An 18,831-nucleotide genomic window follows, 5' to 3' on the forward strand; every position below is an offset into this window, starting at 1 on the left:
TTCACCTGTAGGGGCTGCCGAAGGCTGCGATCTTTTTGCTTTTTCCCTATAACCTTCTTTCAGCATAAATTGCGAATTGCGATCACCCCAGGTTATCGCCGGATACGCATAAGTGATTATCCGCGCCCCTACGCGCTGGCTAAAGTCGCCCCATCTAACTCAGCGACTTAATAACAAGAAGCCGGCAGCGCAAGGAACAGTACCCATGAAAATCAAAGCAATCCGAACCCGAGTTTTTGAGTGGAAAGGTAAAGTCGTTCCACCTCAGGCACACTTCTGCACCAACGCCAGTGACATCCTGTTCGAACGCGGCGATGCCATGGGCTCGTTTCGTTTCCATGGCTGGCTGGTGGTGGAAGTCGAGACCGACACCGGTCTGGTCGGCATCGGTAACTGCGCCCTGGCGCCGCGAGTGGCCAAGGAAATCATCGACACCTACCTGGCGCCTATTGCCATTGGCGAAGACCCGTTCGACAACGAATACATCTGGCAGAAGATGTACCGCCAGAGCCACGCCTGGGGTCGCAAAGGCATCGGCATGGCAGCGATCTCGGCGATCGACATCGCCATCTGGGACATCATGGGCAAGGCCGTGAACAAGCCGGTGTTCAAACTGCTCGGCGGGCGCACCAAGGAGAAGATCTGGACCTACGCCTCCAAGCTCTACGCCAACGACAACCTCGACCTGTTCCTCGAAGAAGCCCAGGGTTATCTGAACCAGGGTTTCACCGCGCTGAAAATGCGCTTCGGCTATGGCCCTAAGGACGGCCCGGCGGGCATGCGCAAGAACATCGAGCAGGTGCGCGCGCTGCGTGAACTGGCCGGCCCTGATGTCGACATCATGCTCGAATGCTACATGGGCTGGACCCTGGAGTACGCCCGTCGGATGTTGCCAAAACTGGCAGAGTTCGAACCGCGCTGGCTTGAAGAACCGGTGATTGCCGACGACATCGAAGGCTACATCGAGCTGAAGAAGATGGGCATCATGCCGATCTCCGGCGGCGAGCATGAATTCACTTCCTACGGTTTTAAAGACCTGCTGGAACGCCGCGCCATCGACGTGATCCAGTACGACACCAACCGCGTCGGCGGCATCACCGCGGCACGCAAGATCAACGCCATGGCGGAAGCCTGGTCGGTGCCGGTGATTCCCCACGCCGGGCAGATGCACAACTACCACCTGACCATGTCCACCACCGCCTCGCCGATGGCCGAATTCTTCCCCGTGTTCGACGTCGAGGTCGGCAACGAACTCTTCTACTACGTGTTCAAGGGCGAGCCGCAACCGGTCAACGGTTACATCCAGCTCGACGACAACACGCCGGGCCTGGGCCTGGAAATCTCCGATGAATACCTGAGCGACTTCAACATCATCGAGTGACCTTGCAGCGCCGCTCACGGCGGCGCCATCCCCCGACTCTGTGGAGGGCCGACATGCGCCTGATTCAATTTGAAAACACTGCCGGTGAACGCCACGTCGGCCTCGTCGACGGGCCCTTGGTCCAGGTACTGCGCGACACTCGCAACACACGTGAACTGGCACTGGCGGCGATTCGCGCCGGACGAAGCCTGCAGGAAGAGGCCGCGCTGCGTGGCACCGAGCCTGGCCCGGACTACGCGCAACTGCTGGCGCAGGGCAAAGTCCTGGCACCGCTCGACCACGAAGACCCGGCCCATTGCCTGATCAGTGGCACCGGCCTGACCCACCTGGGCAGCGCTTCGGCGCGGGACAAGATGCATCAGCAGGAGGGCGTGGTGGAGGCCGGCATGACCGACACCATGCGCATTTTCAAATGGGGCCTGGAAGGCGGCAAGCCGGCGGCCGGGCAGGTCGGGGCGCAACCGGAGTGGTTCTATAAGGGCGATGGCAGCATTGTCGTGCGCCCCGGTGCCGATTTTCCGGTCCCGGCCTTCGCCGAGGATGCCGGTGAAGAGCCGGAACTGACGGGCCTCTACGTCATCGGCGACGACGGCCTGCCGTACCGGGTCGGGTACGCCTTGGGCAACGAGTTCTCCGACCATGTGATGGAGCGCCGCAATTACCTGTACCTCGCCCACTCGAAACTGCGCTTCTGCGCCTATGGTCCGGAGTTGCGCGTGGGTGAATTACCCCGCCACCTGGCAGGCACCAGCCGCATCACGCGCAATGGCGAAACGATCTGGGAAAGAGAGTTTCTCAGCGGCGAAGACAACATGTGCCACAGTCTGGCCAATCTCGAATTCCACCACTTCAAGTACGCGCAATTCCTGCGCCCTGGTGATGTTCACGTGCATTACTTCGGTACCGCCACGCTGTCGTTCGCCGACGGGATTAAAACCCAGCCGGGTGATCGATTCCAGGTCAGCCTCGATGCGTTCGGCGCCCCTCTGGAAAACGGTATCGGCGAAAGTGCCCAGCCGCTGGAAATAGGCCAGGTTCGTGCACTTTAAGCCTTCAACTCCCGGCGCTGTCGGCCGGCCAAGGACTCTTTCATGACCACGCATACCGGACACAACTACATCGGGGGGCATCGCAGTGCCAAGGGTTCTTTGCAACTGCACAGCCTTGACGCAAGCACCGGCGAGCCATTGCCGGGAAGCTTTTTCCAGGCAACCGAAGCCGAGGTGGACGCTGCCGCCGAAGCTGCCGCGGCGGCTTACCCGGTCTACCGAAACCTGAGCGCCGGGAAGCGCGCGCAGTTCCTGGACGCGATTGCCGATGAAATCGACGCGCTGGGCGATGATTTTGTCGCCATTGTCTGCCGTGAAACTGCGCTGCCGGCGGGGCGTATCCAGGGTGAGCGCGGGCGTACCAGCGGGCAGATGCGTTTGTTCGCCAAGGTGCTGCGTCGCGGCGACTTCTACGGCGCGCGTATCGATCAGGCATTGCCGGATCGCCAACCCTTGCCACGTCCGGATCTGCGCCAGTACCGAATTGCGCTGGGGCCGGTGGCGGTGTTTGGCGCGAGCAACTTTCCCCTGGCTTTTTCCACTGCCGGTGGCGATACCGCATCAGCCCTGGCCGCGGGCTGCCCGGTGGTGTTCAAAGCGCACAGCGGGCACATGGCAACGGCCGAATGGGTGGCGGATGCGATCATGCGCGCTGCCGAACGCACGCAGATGCCTGCGGGCGTGTTCAACATGATCTATGGCGGTGGCGTGGGCGAGTGGCTGGTCAAACACCCGGCCATCCAGGCCGTAGGTTTTACGGGTTCCCTCAAGGGCGGCAATGCCCTCAGCCAGATGGCTGCCAGCCGTCCTCAGCCGATCCCGGTATTTGCCGAGATGTCGAGCATCAACCCGGTGTTCCTGCTGCCCGAGGCTCTCAAGGCCCGTGGCGAGCAGATCGCCGCGCAGCTCGCCGGCTCGGTGACGCTGGGGTGTGGGCAGTTCTGCACTAACCCGGGCCTGGTCATCGGCCTGCGTTCGCCGCAGTTCAGCCAGTTCCTGCAAACCTTTTGCGCGAGCATGAACCAGCAACCGGCGCAGACCATGCTCAACGCCGGTGCACTGGCCAGCTACAGCCGCGGGCTGGGTGAATTGCACGAACATCCCGGCCTCAAGCATCTGGCGGGTAAACCGCAAGAGGGCAATCAGGCGCAGCCGCAGGTGTTCCAGGCGGATGTCAGCCTGTTGCTCAAGGGCGACGAATTGCTGCAGGAGGAGGTGTTCGGGCCGACCACTATCGTCATCGAGGTTGAAGATCAGGCGCAGTTGGCGGCAGCGCTCGATGGCTTGCGCGGGCAACTGACCGCGACGCTGATCGGTGAGGCTGCGGAGTTGATGGAGTATCGCTGGCTGGCCGAACGGTTGCAGGAAAAGGTCGGGCGGATTTTGCTCAATGGCTATCCGACCGGGGTCGAGGTGTGCGAGTCGATGGTGCATGGCGGGCCGTACCCGGCCACTTCGGATGCCCGCGGGACTTCGGTAGGCACACTGGCCATAGACCGATTCCTGCGGCCGGTGTGCTTTCAGAATTACCCGGATGCCTTGCTGCCTGAGGCATTGCAGAATGCCAATCCGTTGGGGATTCGGCGGTTGGTGGATGGTGAGGTGAGTCAGGCTGCCTTGTAGGGGGGCTGTAAGGCCGCCATCGCGGGCAAGCCCGCTCCCACAGGTGGCTTCAGTGATCCACAGGTATGTGTTCACAGGTTCACCAATGTGTGCGGGCTTGCCCGCGATGGCGACAATCAGCCTTGAACAAATCTACCGGCCAGCCCCCCTGGCCGGTTTCAACACCAGCCACAACGCCACGGCAATCAACATTCCGCCATAGATATGCGCCATCGACAACGGCTCATCGAGCAACAACGCCCCCCACAACACCCCGAACGGCGGGATCATGAAGGTCACCGTCATCGACTTCACCGGCCCGACTGAAGTCAGCAGGCGGAAGTAAATGATGTACGCGAAAGCCGTGCACCCCAGGCCCAATCCCAGCAGTGATAACCAGACATTCCAGCCGCCCCAGCTCACCGGTGGCTGGGTGATCACGCTGTAGCCGAACAGCGGCAACAGAAACAAGGTCGCCCCGAGCATGCTACCCAGCGCCGACAGACGGCTGTCGAGGCCGCCGGCCTGATCCAGCCAGCGCCGCGCGAGAAACCCGGCGAAACCATAGCAGGTGGTGGCGAGCAGGCAGGCGAGGGCGCCCATCAGCAATTGCAGGTCGAACGCCACCGGCCCGGCACGGGTCAGGATGCCGACGCCGAACAGACCGAGAAACACTCCGCCCAATTTCGCCGGAGTGAGTTTTTCACTGAAGAACAGCCCGCCGATCAGCACGCCCATCAACGGCGTGGTGGCATTGAAAATCGCCGAGTAGCCCGCCGGCAGCACCTGGGCTGCAACCGAATAGAGGGTCGCCGGAATGCCGGAGTTGATCACCCCGAGCAGCATCACCGTCTTGAGTTTGCCCTTGAAATCCCAGCTGATGCGCATCAGTCCCAGAATCACCAACAGCCCGGCGGCGGCGATCGACACCCGCAAGAACCCGGTGGGCACGGTGCCGATGACCGGGGCGATGATGCGCATGAACAGAAAGCTCGCACCCCAAATGGCCGCCAACGACAGCATGCGAAAAATATCGACGGGGTTCACGGCACGTTCCTTCCTTGATTGGCGCGCAAGTGTCGCGCCAGTCGGGGCACAAGGCAATGGTTGCGTTGCGTAACAAAGGGCCACTAAGCTCAGGCTCCAATGACAAGAACAGCCGCCGAGGTTTTACCTATGCCGCAGCAATGGCCAGCCGCCGACATCGCCCGAATGATCCTCGATGGCTTTGACGATTACCGCGAGCATTTCCGCCAGATCACCGACGGCGCACGCGCGCGATTCGAACAGGCGCTGTGGCAGGAAACGCAATCGGCGTCGGCCGCGCGGATCAATCTCTACGAAGACAAAGTCGGTGAGACGGTGGAGCGCCTGCGCGCCTCTTTCCAGATCGATGCGTTGATGGACGTCAGCTGCTGGCCGCTGGTCAAGAGCGCCTACATCAGCCTGATCGACCTGCGCTTCGACGATGAACTGTCCGAGACCTGGTACAACTCGATCTTCTGCGGGCTGTTCAGCCATGACCTGATCAGCGACGGGTGCATGTTCATCCACACCACCCGGCCGAGCCTGCGCCGGGCCCGTGCTGCGCAAACGCGCACCTACAAGCCCCAAGGCAAGCTGTCCGGCATGCTCGCGAGCATTTTTGCCGACTACAGCTTCAGCGAAGCTTACGCCGATCTTCCAGGAGACCTGAGCCGCCTCGAGGCGCAACTGCGCGAGAACCTGCCGGACTGGGTCTGCAAGGACCCTGAACTGAGCGTCGAACTGTTTTCCTCGGTGCTGTACCGCAACAAGGGCGCATACCTGGTGGGGCGCATCTACACCCGGGACGAGCAATGGCCGCTGGTGATACCGCTACTGCACCGCGAAGGTCGCGGGATCCAGATCGATGCGCTGATCACCGACGAAGCCGATGTGTCGATCATTTTCTCGTTCACCCGCTCGTATTTCATGGTGGACGTGCCGGTGCCGGCGGAGTTTATCGGCTTCCTCAAGCGTATTTTGCCAGGCAAGCACATCGCCGAGCTGTACACCTCGATCGGCTTCTACAAGCATGGCAAATCCGAATTTTACCGGGCGCTGATCAACCACCTGGCCAACACCGACGACCAGTTCATCATGGCCCCCGGCGTGCGCGGCATGGTGATGAGCGTGTTCACCCTGCCGGGCTTCAACACGGTGTTCAAGATCATCAAGGACCGCTTCTCGCCGTCGAAGAACGTCGACCGTGCCACGGTGATCGAGAAGTATCGTCTGGTGAAGAGCGTCGACCGGGTAGGGCGCATGGCCGACACCCAGGAGTTCGCCGATTTTCGTTTTCCGTTGAGCAAGTTCGACCCGGCGTGCCTGGAGGAATTGCTTGAAGTGGCGGCCTCCACGGTGTCGGTGGAGGGCGACACGGTGTTGATCCGCCACTGCTGGACCGAACGCCGGATGACCCCGCTCAATCTGTACCTGGAAAACGCCAATGACGACCAAGTCCGCGAAGCGCTGGAGGACTACGGCCTGGCGATCAAGCAACTGGCGGCGGCGAACATCTTCCCTGGCGACATGCTGCTGAAGAACTTCGGCGTCACCCGCCACGGTCGCGTGGTGTTCTACGACTATGACGAGATCTGCTTCCTGACCGAAGCCAACTTCCGCCACATCCCGCAACCGCGTACGCCTGAAGATGAAATGGCCTCCGAGCCGTGGTATTCGATCGGGCCGCTGGATGTATTCCCTGAAGAGTTTCCGCCTTTCCTGTTTGCCGACTCGGGGCAGAGAAAGCTGTTTGACCAGTTGCACGGGGAGTTGTACAACGCCGATTACTGGAAAAGCCTGCAGCAAGCCATTCGCGCCGGCAAAATCATTGATGTGTTCCCGTATCGGCGCAGGGGCCTCGATAACGAATAACGCCACAACCCTGTAGGCGCTGCCGAAGGCTGCGATCTTTGGATTTTGTTGCTCAAAAGCACCGACAAAATCAGGATCAAAAGATCGCAGCCTTCGGCAGCGCCTACGCATGCCCCGCTTTGAACATCCGCAATCCATAGTAAATCTGCGACAATCGGCCCCCTGCGCCACTAGACGACCTTTGCGTACCTGATGACTGACGAATCGCCCTCCATCGACAAACTGCTGAAAAACCTCGATCACGCCATGCTCGCCGACCGCCACCGGCTGCGTCGGCAGCTGCTTGAACTGCGCAAGAAGCCAGACGAGGCCAAGCTCGCCCAGTGGGTGACGCGCATGCAGGCATCCTGCGACCAGGTGCTGGCGCGGCGTGCCAGTCTGCCGGTAGTGCGTTACGACGACAGCCTGCCGATCGCCGCCAAGCGCGATGAAATCAAGGCGGCGCTGCTCAAGCATCAGGTCCTGATCATCGCGGGCGAGACCGGCTCGGGCAAAACCACCCAGTTGCCGAAGATCTGCCTGGAAATCGGCCGTGGCCAGCATGGGCTGATCGGCCATACGCAACCCCGTCGGATCGCTGCGCGCAGCGTGGCGAGCCGGGTGGCTGAAGAGCTGGGCACGCCGCTGGGCGCGCTGGTCGGTTATCAGGTGCGGTTCGAAGATCAAAGCGATTCCAATACGCTCATCAAGCTGATGACCGACGGCATCCTGCTGGCGGAAACCCAGAACGACCGCTACCTCGAACGCTACGACACGATCATTGTCGACGAAGCCCACGAACGCAGCCTCAACATCGACTTCCTGCTGGGTTACCTCAAAACCCTGCTGCCCCGCCGTCCGGACCTCAAGGTCATCATCACGTCGGCCACCATCGATCTGGAGCGTTTCTCCAAGCATTTCGATGATGCGCCGATCGTTGAAGTCTCGGGTCGCACCTTCCCGGTGGAAACCTGGTACCGCCCGCTGACCCTGGAGCAGGACGAAGAGGGTAATCGCGTCGAAGATGACTTGACCGTGGATCAGGCGATCCTCGCCGCCCTCGACGAAGTCGCCGCGTTCGAGCGTAGCGAGCGTAAAAGTCCCGGGGATGTGTTGGTGTTCCTGCCCGGCGAGCGGGAAATCCGCGACGCCGCCGACATGCTGCGCAAGGCCCAACTCAAGCACACTGAAATCCTGCCACTGTATGCACGGCTGTCACCGGCCGAACAGCAGCGCATTTTCCAGTCGCACCCGGGGCGCAGGGTGGTGCTGGCTACCAACGTCGCGGAAACCTCGCTGACAGTGCCCGGCATCCGCTACGTGATCGACAGCGGCACCGCGCGCATCAGCCGCTACAGCTATCGGGCCAAGGTCCAGCGCCTGCCCATCGAAGCCATTTCCCAGGCCAGCGCCAACCAGCGTAAAGGCCGTTGCGGTCGCGTCGAACCGGGCATTTGCATCCGCCTGTACAGCGAAGAGGATTTCATCGGGCGCCCGGAATTCACCGACCCGGAAATCCTGCGTACCAACCTCGCGGCCGTGATCCTGCAGATGCTGCACCTGCGCTTGGGCGAGATCACCGATTTTCCGTTTATCGAACCGCCCGATGGCAAGGCCATCAGCGACGGTTTTAACCTGCTGCAAGAGCTCTCGGCGGTCGATCGCAACAGCCAGCTGACACCGCTCGGTCGCCAGCTGGCGCGGCTGCCCGTAGACCCGCGCATGGGCCGCATGCTGCTGGAAGCGGCCAAGCTGGGCAGCCTGCAGGAAGTACTGATCGTCGCCAGTGCCATGTCGATCCAGGACCCGCGCGAGCGTCCACCCGAACGCCAGCAGGCTGCCGATCAGGCCCACGCGCAGTGGAAAGACGTGGACTCGGATTTCGCCGGGCTGGTCAATCTGTGGCGTGGTTTCGAGGAGCAGCGCCAGGCGCTGACCGCGAGCCCCTTGCGTAACTGGTGCCGCAAGAACTTTCTGAATTATCTGCGCCTGCGCGAATGGCGCGACTCCCATCGCCAGCTGAGCCTGATCTGCCGCGACATGCAGTTGAGCCTCAATAAAGAGCCGGCCGATTACCCGAAACTGCACAAGGCCGTGCTGTCCGGGTTGCTCAGCCAGATCGGCCAGAAGACCGACGAAGGCGATTACCTTGGCGCGCGGCAGCGACGGTTCTGGATTCATCCATCGTCGGGCCTGGGCAAGAAACGTCCGCAATGGCTGATGACCGCCGAACTGGTGGAAACCACCAAGCTCTATGCGCGCATGGTCGCCAAGATCGACTCCGACTGGATCGAGCCGCTGGCCGGGCACCTGATCAAGAAAAACCACTTTGAACCGCATTGGGAGAAAAAGCGCGGACAGGTGGTGGCTTTCGAGCAAATCACCCTGTTCGGGCTGATCGTAGTCGGTCGCCGACCGGTGCACTATGGTCCGATCGATCCGGTGGTGTCGCGCGAGCTGTTCATCCGCGAAGGCCTGGTGCGCGGCGAGATCCAGTCCAAAGCCAAATGCCTGTCGGCCAATGCGCAGTTGCTGGAACAGCTCGACGAGCTGGAAGCCAAGGCCCGTCGTCGCGACATTCTGGCCGACGAAGAAACCCTGTTTGCGTTCTACGATGCGCGGTTGCCGGCGGAGATTCACCAGACCGCGACTTTCGACAGCTGGTATCGCGTCAACAGCCAGAAAGATCCGCAGTTGCTGATCATGCGCGAGGAAGACGTGCTGGCCAGGGAGGCCAGCGAAGTCACCGCACTCCATTACCCGGACACCCTGCACATTGGCGATCTGGAACTGGCCCTCAGTTACCATTTCGAACCGAACCATCCCCGGGACGGCGTGACCCTGCGGGTGCCAGCACCCTTGTTGCCGATGCTGCCACCGGAGCGCCTGGAATGGCTGGTGCCTGGCGTGATCGAGGCCAAGTGCATCGCCCTGGTGCGCAACCTGCCCAAGGCCCTGCGCAAGAACTTTGTCCCGGTGCCGGACTTCGTCAAGGCCGCCCTGCAGCGCATGACCTTCGCCGAGGGCTCGTTGCCCCAGGCACTGGGTCGCGAATTGCTGCGCATGACTGGCGCGCGGGTCAGTGACGAAGCCTGGGCCGAAGCGGCGCAGCAGGTCGACAGTCATCTGCGCATGAACCTGGAAATCGTCGATGGCCAGGGCAAGTTCCTCGGCGAGGGTCGTGATCTGGCCGAGCTGACTGCGCGTTTTGCCGAGGCCAGCCAGGCCGCGCTGGCCGTGCCGCAAACCGCCAAAAGCCAGCAGCCGGTAGAGGCGAAGGTGTTTGCCGCAGTGGCGGAGAAAACCCAACAGAAGATCGCCGGCCTGTCGATGACGGTGTACCCGGCGTTGGTGGAGGAGGCCGGCACGGTCAAGGAAGGGCGTTTCTCGACCCCGGCCGAAGCCGAGTTCCAGCATCGTCGCGCGCTGCAGCGCCTGCTGATGCAGCAACTGGCGGAGCCGGCCAAATTCCTCCGTGGCAAGTTGCCGGGGCTGACCGAGCTGGGGTTGATGTACCGCGACATGGGGCGCATCGACAGTCTGGTGGAAGACATCCTGTTGGCCAGCCTCGACAGTTGCATTCTCGAGGGCGAGGACCCGCTGCCCCGCGATGGCGCCGCACTCGCGGCATTGGCCGAGCGCAAACGCGGAGCCTGGACCGAACACGCCGAGCGCCTGGCCCGGTTGACCCTGGACATTCTCAAGCTCTGGCATGGTCTGCAGAAGCGCTTCAAGGGCAAGATCGACCTGGCGCAAGCCGTGGCCCTGAACGACATCAAGCAACAGCTCGGCAACCTGGTGTATCCGGGCTTTGTGCGTGAAACACCGATGCAGTGGCTCAAGGAGTTGCCGCGTTATCTGAAAGCCATCGAGCAGCGCTTCGAGAAACTGGGCGCCCAGGTGCAGAAGGATCGGGTCTGGAGTGGTGAACTGTCCGGCCTGTGGGCTCAGTACCAGACCCGGGCGAACAAGCACGCCCAGGAAGGCAAGCGCGATCCGCAGCTGGAGTTGTATCGCTGGTGGCTCGAGGAATACCGGGTTTCGCTGTTTGCCCAGCAGTTGGGCACCAAGGTGCCGATCTCGGACAAGCGCCTGAGCAAGCAGTGGTCCCAGGTCGAGCCGTAGCCCCGGCAGCTCCTGCATGGGGCCGCCGAAGGCGATCTTTTGATCTTCCAGTGTCGCGACAAAAATCAAAAGATCGCAGCCTGCGGCAGCTCCTACGTTGGGGCCGCGTAAAATCGTTGGGTCGTGCAATATAGGGCGAAAACCCGGTGTTTATGGCAAACTTCGCGCCTATAAACGCCGGCCCTGCGGTTTTGAGCCTTCGCGGCTACAGGCGGACCGGAATAAAGCGATGCCAGGTTTGCGTTCCACGGACGGGAATGAACCCTTTGTGTGTTGGTACGTCGGTGCCAATGCTTTCTGCCTGAACAGATTAGAGAAACGACCATGCATAATGTCGTCATCAGTGGCACCGGCCTGTACACCCCGGCCAACAGCATTTCCAACGAAGAGCTGGTGCAGTCTTTCAATGCTTACGTCGCGCAGTTCAACGCCGACAACGCCGAAGCCATCGCCCGCGGCGAAGTCGAAGCCTTGACCGAGTCCAGTGCCGCATTTATCGAAAAAGCCTCCGGCATCAAGAGCCGGTTTGTCATGGACAAGGATGGCATCCTCGATCCGCAGCGCATGGCGCCGCGCCTGCCGGAGCGTTCGAATGACGAGTGGTCGGTGCTGTGCCAGATGGCCATGGGTGCTGCCGAGCAGGCCCTGCAACGCGCCGGCAAGACCGCGGCAGACATCGACGGCGTGATCGTCGCCTGTTCCAACCTGCAACGTGCCTACCCGGCCATTGCCATCGAAGTCCAGGAAGCGCTGGGTATCCAGGGGTTCGGCTTCGACATGAACGTGGCCTGTTCTTCGGCGACCTTCGGCATTCAGGCGGCAGCCAACAGCGTACAACTGGGCCAGGCCCGGGCCATCCTGATGGTTAACCCGGAAGTCTGCACCGGCCACCTCAATTTCCGTGATCGTGACAGCCACTTCATCTTTGGTGACGCGGCCACAGCGGTGATCATCGAACGTGCCGACCTCGCGACTTCCCAATTCCAGTTTGACGTCGTCAGCACCAAGCTGCTGACCAAGTTCTCCAACAACATCCGCAATAACTTCGGCTTCCTCAACCGCGCGGCGGAAGAGGGCATTGGTGCCAGGGACAAACTGTTCGTGCAGGAAGGCCGCAAGGTATTCCGCGATGTCTGCCCGATGGTGGCCGAGCTGATCGCCACTCACCTGGAAGAAAACCAGTTGAACGTGGCTGACGTGAAGCGCTTCTGGCTGCACCAGGCCAACCTCAGCATGAACCACCTGATCGTGAAGAAGCTGCTGGGCCGTGAGGCGACGGAAGAGGAAGCACCGGTGATTCTGGACACCTATGCCAACACCAGCTCGGCGGGTTCGGTGATTGCGTTTCACAAGAACCAGGATGACCTGGCGGCGGGCTCGCTGGCAGTGCTCAGCTCGTTCGGTGCGGGTTACTCGATTGGCAGCGTGATACTGCGCAAGCGCTAAACGCCCACACCTGTAGGCGCGAGCTTGCTCGCGATGGTCGTCAACGATACCGCGGGGAGCCTGGCACCCCGCGGCGTCCTCACTACCATCGCGAGCAAGCCCGCTCCTGCAGTGGGGCAGGGGAATGCGCGAGCGCAAAAAAACCCGCTATGCACTATCGGACAGATGATGGGGACCGATAGCGCAAGCGGGTTTGGAAAGGCGACTCAGGCATCCCTGCCCGAGCCGGACAGCGGGGTTATCAGAACTTGGCTTCAGCATCCAGTTGCAGGGTGTTGATTTTCGAGTCGCGCAAAGTGGCGTTGGTATAGTCGGATTTCGCCATCAGGTAAGTCGCGCCGAGGGAGAAGTTCTTGTCCAGCTCGTAGCTCACTTTCAACTTGCTGCCGCGCGAACCGGTGAAACCGTTAGCGAAGTCAGAGTCGGTGAAGGCGCCAACCACGGCGTTACGCTGTACGTCGCGATAGTTGTAGTCCAGGCCGAAGCCGTAGACCTTGGTCTTCACACCCGCCAGCCAGCCCATGTCCTGGTCGTTGCTGGCATCCTGGTTATTGACCACCTGACCGTACAGCGACAGCGGCATCGCCAGGCCACCGATGTCCAGCTGACCAAAGCCTTCGTACAGTTTGAACTGCTCGTTCGGGGTGTTGCCGTTGGTGGCCAGTACCGATGGGATGCTGGTGCCGCCGGCGGTGATGTCGTCGTCGTTGTCGTAGCCGTAGATGCTGCCGCCCAGGGTCAGCTTCAGGTTGTCGGTGAGGGCAAAACGCGCGCCCAACTGGCCTGCGTAAAGGCGCAGGTCGTGCTTGAATTGCACGCCTTCACCGTCGACGTTGTCCTTGAGGGTGTAGTGACCGGCGCTGCCGAACAGTTCGGTGCTCGCGCCCAACGGGTATTTGTAAGTGACGGCCAGGCCTTCGGGGCTGATATCGCTATCCCAGATGATGTCGCCCATGCTTACCCATTGCTGCGGCATCTTGCCGCCAACGATGTGCAGGTTCTTGATCGCATCGGGGTGGTAGTCGACGTAACCCTGATCCAGCCAGATCGATTTCTTGTCGAAGTAGTTGTCCAGGCTCTGGTTGGTGGAGCGCGCGTCGTCGTTGTTACCGGTAGCTATACGGATACCGGTGTCGACTTGCGGGTTGATCTCGGTGTAGGCACCCAGGCGGGCACGAACACGCTGGCGATCGGAGTCGCGGTTGTTGGAAACGCCATCATTCTTGATGGTTTCCTGGCGGAACCGCACATCACCCTTGAACTGGGTCTTCGCCGCCCAGGCCAGTTTCTGGTCGAAAGTACTCAGTGCGTCTGTTTTCTTCGCGGTGGCCGCGATCTGCTCGTTGGTCTCTTGCTGAGCCTGACGGGCAATCTGCTGGTCTTTCTGATCCCTGGCCAGCTCGGCTTGCAGTTCGCTGTATTGCGCGTTGGTAATCGAGCCGTTTGCCTTGAGCATGTCGAGCAGTTTGGCGTCGACTGCGGCACTGGCCGGAACGCTCATGGCCAGTAACAGACCGCCACACAGGGCCGCCGCAGTTTTCGTGGAAGCAAGACGCATATCAATCTCCGAAGATGAGAGTGGATGACTGAGCCATCCAGGACACAACCGACCTTTGATGGACGGAAAACAGTGGCCGGGTAGAACCCGACGCTCTAAAAACAGGCGCCAGTATCGCGATCGTTTATGACAGAGCAGTGGCAAAGTGATGGCGTTGCGATGACGATACGAATTCAACTGGAAGACGCCGTCCAGAGCACTGCGGTCGGATAGGTCGTGTAGGTTGCGTCGCGATAAGCGATACTCGCGAAGCTTTCACGCATTCAGGTGAAGAGGAATTTATGCCGCTGCAGCGACTGGAAAATCTGTCCGACATTGCCCCGCGCACCTGGGATGCCCTGGTGCCGGAGGCCCAGCCGTTTTTGCGCCATGCCTTTCTCAGTGCCCTGGAAGACAGCGCCAGCATCGGCCCGCATTCGGGTTGGCAAGCCGAGCATCTGTTGCACGTCGAGGGTGACCGGCTGATCGCCGCGCTCCCCAGTTACCGCAAGTGGCACTCCTACGGCGAATACGTGTTCGATCACGCCTGGGCGGATGCCTGCGCACGGGCGGGCATCGACTATTACCCCAAGCTGTTGACAGCGGTGCCGTTCAGCCCGGTCAGCGGGCCGCGACTGCTGGCGGCCAGCGTGGAGGACGGCTTTGAATTGCTGCAGAGCCTGCCGGGTTACCTGGAAATCGAAGGCCTTTCCAGCGCCCACATCAACTTTACCGATCCCTTTACCGACGCCGCTCTGGCCCAGCAACCGGGCTGGCTGCAGCGAATCGGCTGTCAGTACCACTGGCAGAATCGCGGTTATCGGGACTTCCAGGATTTCCTCGACGCCCTGAGTTCACGCAAACGCAAACAGATGCGCAAGGAACGCGAGCAGGTCGCGGGGCAGGGCATCGAGTTCGAGTGGCTGGAAGGTCGGCAGCTGAGCGAGGCACAGTGGGATTTTGTCTATGCCTGCTACGCCAACACGTACGCGGTACGGCGCCAGGCGCCTTACCTGACGCGGGCGTTTTTCAGCCTGCTGGCCGAGCGCATGCCCGAGTCAATTCGGGTGGTCCTGGCAAAACAAGGTGCACGCCCGGTGGCAATGGCTTTCAGCCTGGTGGGCGGCGGCAGTTTTTACGGGCGCTACTGGGGCTGCCTGGCGGAATTTGACCGCCTGCATTTTGAGACCTGTTTTTACCAGGGCATGGATTACGCCATCGCCAATGGTTTTCAGCGCTTCGACGCTGGCGCCCAGGGCGAGCACAAGCTGATCCGCGGCTTTGAACCGGTGATCACTCATTCATGGCACTACTTGCGCCATCCCGGGCTGAAGGCTGCGGTCAAAGACTTCCTGCAACAGGAGCGTCTGGGCGTGCTGGCTTACGCCGAGGAAGCGAGGACCGCCCTGCCTTATCGACAGGAATGATCCTCGCCCCCGGTCTCAGCTGTCTTCCTTGCCCAGCCAGCGGTATGTCACCCCGCCGACCACCGCGCCGAGCAACGGCGCGACCCAGAACATCCACAGCTGTGCGATCGCCCAGCCGCCCACCAGCAGTGCCGGGCCGGTACTGCGGGCCGGGTTGACTGAGGTATTGGTCACCGGGATCGAGATCAGGTGGATCAGCGTCAGGGCCAGGCCGATGGCGATCGGTGCCAGTCCTGCCGGCGCGCGCTTGTCGGTGGCACCGAGGATGATCAGCACGAACATCGCCGTCATCACCAGTTCGCAGACGAAGCCTGCTGCCATCGAGTACTTGCCGGGAGAGTGTTCGCCGTAGCCGTTGGAGGCCAGCCCCGTCGACAGATCGAACCCTTCCTTGCCGCTGGCAATGTAGTAGATCAACCCTGCAGCAATAATGGCGCCGATCACCTGGGCGATGATGTAGGCCGGCAATTCCCGGGCAGGGAATCGACCGCCGACGCACAAACCGAACGATAAGGCCGGGTTCAGATGACAACCGGAGATATGGCCAATGGCAAAGGCCATGGTCAGTACCGTGAGGCCAAACGCCAGGGCCACACCCAGTACCCCGATTCCAAGCGGAGAAGACGCGGCCAGGACCGCACTGCCGCAACCCCCCAACACCAGCCAGAACGTACCGAACAACTCAGTAACTGAACGTTTGAACAGAGACATGAGAGCGTCCTTGATAGGCTTGCTATCGAGACTGCATCGCGTGATGCATCCTGCAGATTTACGACAGGTTCGTCTCCAGAACCTTGGCTGAGTACAGCAGGGTTTTTGTGGAATGCCAGCGCCGAAAAAAAACCGCCAGGGCCCGTGGTCTGAGGCCTGTGGCGGTTTGACAGGGTAAAGGAACCCCTGTGGGAACATTCAACTCAGTCGATCCCGACGAACCCACCCGTCTGGTGCTGCCACAACCGCGCATACAATCCGCCATGGGCGAGCAGTTCGCAATGGCTGCCGGTTTCGGCGATCCTGCCGTTTTCCAGGACCACCAGGCGGTCCATCCGCGCAATGGTCGAAAGCCGGTGGGCGATGGCGATCACGGTCTTGCCCTGCATCAGGGTTTCCAGGCTTTCCTGGATCGCGGCTTCGACTTCCGAGTCCAGGGCCGAGGTGGCTTCGTCCATGATCAGTATCGGTGCGTCCTTGAGCAGCACCCGGGCAATGGCGATTCGCTGGCGCTGGCCGCCGGAGAGTTTCACCCCGCGCTCGCCCACATGGGCATCAAAGCCGGTACGACCTTCAGAGTCCGACAGCAGCGGGATGAATTCATCGGCGCGGGCCTTGCGCACCGCTTCCCAGAGTTCAGCATCGGTGGCGTCAGGTTTGCCGTAGAGCAGGTTGTCGCGAATCGAACGGTGCAGCAGCGAAGTGTCCTGGGTGATCATGCCGATGCACTCGCGCAGGCTTTCCTGGCCGACTTCGGCGATGTTCTGGCCGTCGATGAGGATGCGCCCGCCTTGCACGTCATACAGGCGCAACAGCAGGTTGACCAGGGTCGACTTGCCGGCGCCGGATGGCCCGATCAGGCCGATCTTTTCCCCCGGCTTGATGGTCAGGTTGAGGTCGCCGATGATCCCGCTTTTCTTTCCGTAGTGAAAATCGACGTGCTCGAACCGCACCTCGCCATGCGGCACGGTCAGCGGCTTGGCCTGGTCGCGGTCGGTGACGCTGACCGGTTGCGCGATGGTCTGCAGACCGTCCTGGACCATGCCGATATTTTCAAAGATGCCGTTGACCACCCACATGATCCAGCCGGACATGTTGACGATGCGGATCACCAGGCCGGTCGCGAGGGCAATGGCGCCCACCGAGATCAGCGACTGGGTCCACAACCACAGCGCCAGGCCGGTGGTGCCGACGATCAGCAGGCCGTTCATGCTGGTGATGACCACGTCCATGCTGGTGACCACGCGCCCGGCGAGCTGGGCCTTTACCGTTTGTTCCTCGATGGCCTCCTTGGCGTATTGCTGTTCGAAGTTGGTGTGGGCGAACAGCTTCAGCGTGGTGATGTTGGTATAGCCGTCAACGATGCGCCCCATGAGTTTGGAACGGGCATCAGAGGACACCACCGAACGTTCTTTGACCCGCGGCACGAAGTAGCAGAGCGCGCCAATGTAGGCCGCGATCCACGTCAGCAAGGGAATCATCAGGCGCCAGTCGGCTTCGGCAAACAGCACCAGGGAACTGATCGCATAGATCAGCACATGCCACAGCGCGTCCACCGCTTGCACGGCTGAATCGCGCAGGGAGTTGCCGGTCTGCATGATGCGTTGGGCGATGCGGCCGGCGAAGTCGTTCTGGAAGAAATTCAGGCTCTGCTTGAGCACATAGCTGTGGTTCTGCCACCGGATCAGGCTGGTCATGCCAGGGCTGAGGGTCTGGTGCACCAGCAGGTCATGCAGGCCGACGAAAATCGGCCGCAAGACCAGGGCGACCACCGCCATCCAGGCCAGCTCGATGCCGTGCTCCTGGAAAAAATTGACGTTGGGTGTGCCTTGGGTCAGGTCGATGATGCGGCTCAGGTAACTGAATAGCGCCACTTCGATCAGTGCACCGATCAGGCCGACAATCAACAGGGCGGCGAAACTCGGCCAGACCTGCTTGAGGTAATAGGTGTAGAAGGGGAGAACCCGATCTGGCGGAGCCGCTGTCGGAGCATCGCGAAAAATGTCGATCAGTTGTTCAAAACGGCGATAAAGCATCGGTTCTCCGCCCGCGCACGGGCTCTCCTTTGACAGTGCGAACGGCGCCCTGAGGAGCGCCGCCCGGTACTTTCCTGCAGCTTAGTCGATGCGCTTGGCCGACTTGATGAACACAGGATCGGCAGGCACGTCTTTCATGCCGCCGCGCATGGTGGTCGGCGAGTTGACGATGATGTCGACCACGTCCATGCCCTTGACGACTTTACCGAACACCGCATAGCCGTCGCCCTGGTCGAGGAAATCGTTGTCCTTGACGTTGATGAAGAACTGGCTGGTGGCAGAATCCGGTGCCGAGGTACGGGCCATGGACAGGGTGCCGCGCACGTTGACCAGGCCGTTCTTGTGCTCGTTCTTGATGGGCGCCTTGGTGTCTTTCTGCTGCATCTGTTGAGTGAACCCGCCGCCCTGGACCATGAAGCCGGGGATCACGCGGTGGAAGATCGTGTTGTTGTAGAAGCCGCTGTCGACGTACTCAAGGAAGTTCTTGGTACTGATCGGCGCCTTGACCGGGTCCAGTTCGATCTCGATCTGGCCATTGGTGGTTTCCAGCAGCACGTGCGGCGCCTTGGCAGGCGTGGCGGCCATCAGGTTGGCGGCAAACAGAACGGTGCCGGCGGCGAGGGCGATTTTTTTCAGCATG

Annotated in this window: 12 protein-coding genes; 7 read left to right on the forward strand and 5 right to left on the reverse strand. The window is 61.2% G+C overall.

Annotation, left to right across the window (positions count from 1 at the left end; all coding sequences use genetic code 11):
• Positions 1–205 precede the first annotated feature (205 nt).
• From HYI44_RS06765 to HYI44_RS06775, 3 genes are read left to right on the forward strand one after another with little or no spacing between them, the layout of a single operon-like run.
• On the forward strand, positions 206–1,381 hold the full coding sequence (locus HYI44_RS06765; protein ID WP_122476260.1) for an L-rhamnonate dehydratase: 1,176 nt from the start codon (positions 206–208) through the stop codon (positions 1,379–1,381).
• Positions 1,382–1,434: 53 nt separating this feature from the next.
• Positions 1,435–2,430 carry an AraD1 family protein gene (gene araD1, locus HYI44_RS06770; protein WP_225569034.1) on the forward strand — a complete coding sequence of 332 codons (996 nt, stop codon included), beginning with the start codon at positions 1,435–1,437 and terminating at the stop codon, positions 2,428–2,430.
• 42 nt (positions 2,431–2,472) lie between these two features.
• Complete coding sequence (locus tag HYI44_RS06775) at positions 2,473–4,053, forward strand: aldehyde dehydrogenase (NADP(+)) (protein WP_225569035.1); 1,581 nt, start codon at positions 2,473–2,475, stop codon at positions 4,051–4,053.
• Between the two features lie 132 nt (positions 4,054–4,185).
• Here the strand turns inward: HYI44_RS06775 and HYI44_RS06780 are convergent, their stop codons facing one another.
• Positions 4,186–5,079, reverse strand: coding sequence for a DMT family transporter (locus tag HYI44_RS06780; protein ID WP_122837870.1), 894 nt, complete (start codon positions 5,077–5,079; stop codon positions 4,186–4,188).
• 129 nt (positions 5,080–5,208) lie between these two features.
• Here HYI44_RS06780 and aceK point away from each other — a divergent pair, with 129 nt between their 5' ends.
• The 3 genes from aceK to HYI44_RS06795 all read left to right on the forward strand — a co-directional run bounded on the left by aceK (position 5,209) and on the right by HYI44_RS06795 (position 12,480).
• The gene (aceK, locus tag HYI44_RS06785; RefSeq protein ID WP_225569036.1) at positions 5,209–6,930 is read left to right on the forward strand and encodes a bifunctional isocitrate dehydrogenase kinase/phosphatase; all 1,722 of its coding nucleotides are present in this window, start codon (positions 5,209–5,211) and stop codon (positions 6,928–6,930) included.
• Positions 6,931–7,122: 192 nt separating this feature from the next.
• Positions 7,123–11,034: an ATP-dependent RNA helicase HrpA gene (hrpA, locus tag HYI44_RS06790; protein WP_225569037.1), complete on the forward strand. Its 3,912-nt coding sequence runs from the start codon at positions 7,123–7,125 to the stop codon at positions 11,032–11,034.
• 324 nt (positions 11,035–11,358) lie between these two features.
• The gene (locus tag HYI44_RS06795) at positions 11,359–12,480 is read left to right on the forward strand and encodes a beta-ketoacyl-ACP synthase III (RefSeq protein ID WP_225569038.1); all 1,122 of its coding nucleotides are present in this window, start codon (positions 11,359–11,361) and stop codon (positions 12,478–12,480) included.
• 241 nt (positions 12,481–12,721) lie between these two features.
• Here HYI44_RS06795 and HYI44_RS06800 read toward each other — a convergent pair whose 3' ends face one another.
• Complete coding sequence (locus tag HYI44_RS06800; RefSeq protein WP_122837875.1) at positions 12,722–14,038, reverse strand: putative porin; 1,317 nt, start codon at positions 14,036–14,038, stop codon at positions 12,722–12,724.
• A gap of 281 nt (positions 14,039–14,319) precedes the next feature.
• Here HYI44_RS06800 and HYI44_RS06805 point away from each other — a divergent pair, with 281 nt between their 5' ends.
• Positions 14,320–15,444, forward strand: coding sequence for a GNAT family N-acetyltransferase (locus HYI44_RS06805; RefSeq protein WP_122837876.1), 1,125 nt, complete (start codon positions 14,320–14,322; stop codon positions 15,442–15,444).
• A 15-nt stretch (positions 15,445–15,459) separates the two neighbouring features.
• On the opposite strand, the gene aqpZ is transcribed toward HYI44_RS06805, so the two are convergent.
• From aqpZ to HYI44_RS06820, 3 genes are all read right to left on the reverse strand, one after another.
• Entirely contained in the window at positions 15,460–16,155 is a 696-nt protein-coding gene (gene aqpZ / locus HYI44_RS06810; RefSeq protein WP_225569039.1) for an aquaporin Z, read from the reverse strand.
• A 203-nt stretch (positions 16,156–16,358) separates the two neighbouring features.
• Complete coding sequence (locus tag HYI44_RS06815) at positions 16,359–18,191, reverse strand: ABC transporter ATP-binding protein (protein ID WP_225569040.1); 1,833 nt, start codon at positions 18,189–18,191, stop codon at positions 16,359–16,361.
• 81 nt (positions 18,192–18,272) lie between these two features.
• Positions 18,273–18,830: a peptidylprolyl isomerase gene (locus tag HYI44_RS06820; RefSeq protein WP_122837879.1), complete on the reverse strand. Its 558-nt coding sequence runs from the start codon at positions 18,828–18,830 to the stop codon at positions 18,273–18,275.
• Position 18,831 lies beyond the last annotated feature (1 nt).

Origin of the sequence: Pseudomonas sp. Y24-6, assembly GCF_020295325.1 — a bacterium.
GTDB classification, from domain to species: Bacteria; Pseudomonadota; Gammaproteobacteria; order Pseudomonadales; family Pseudomonadaceae; genus Aquipseudomonas; species Aquipseudomonas gregormendelii.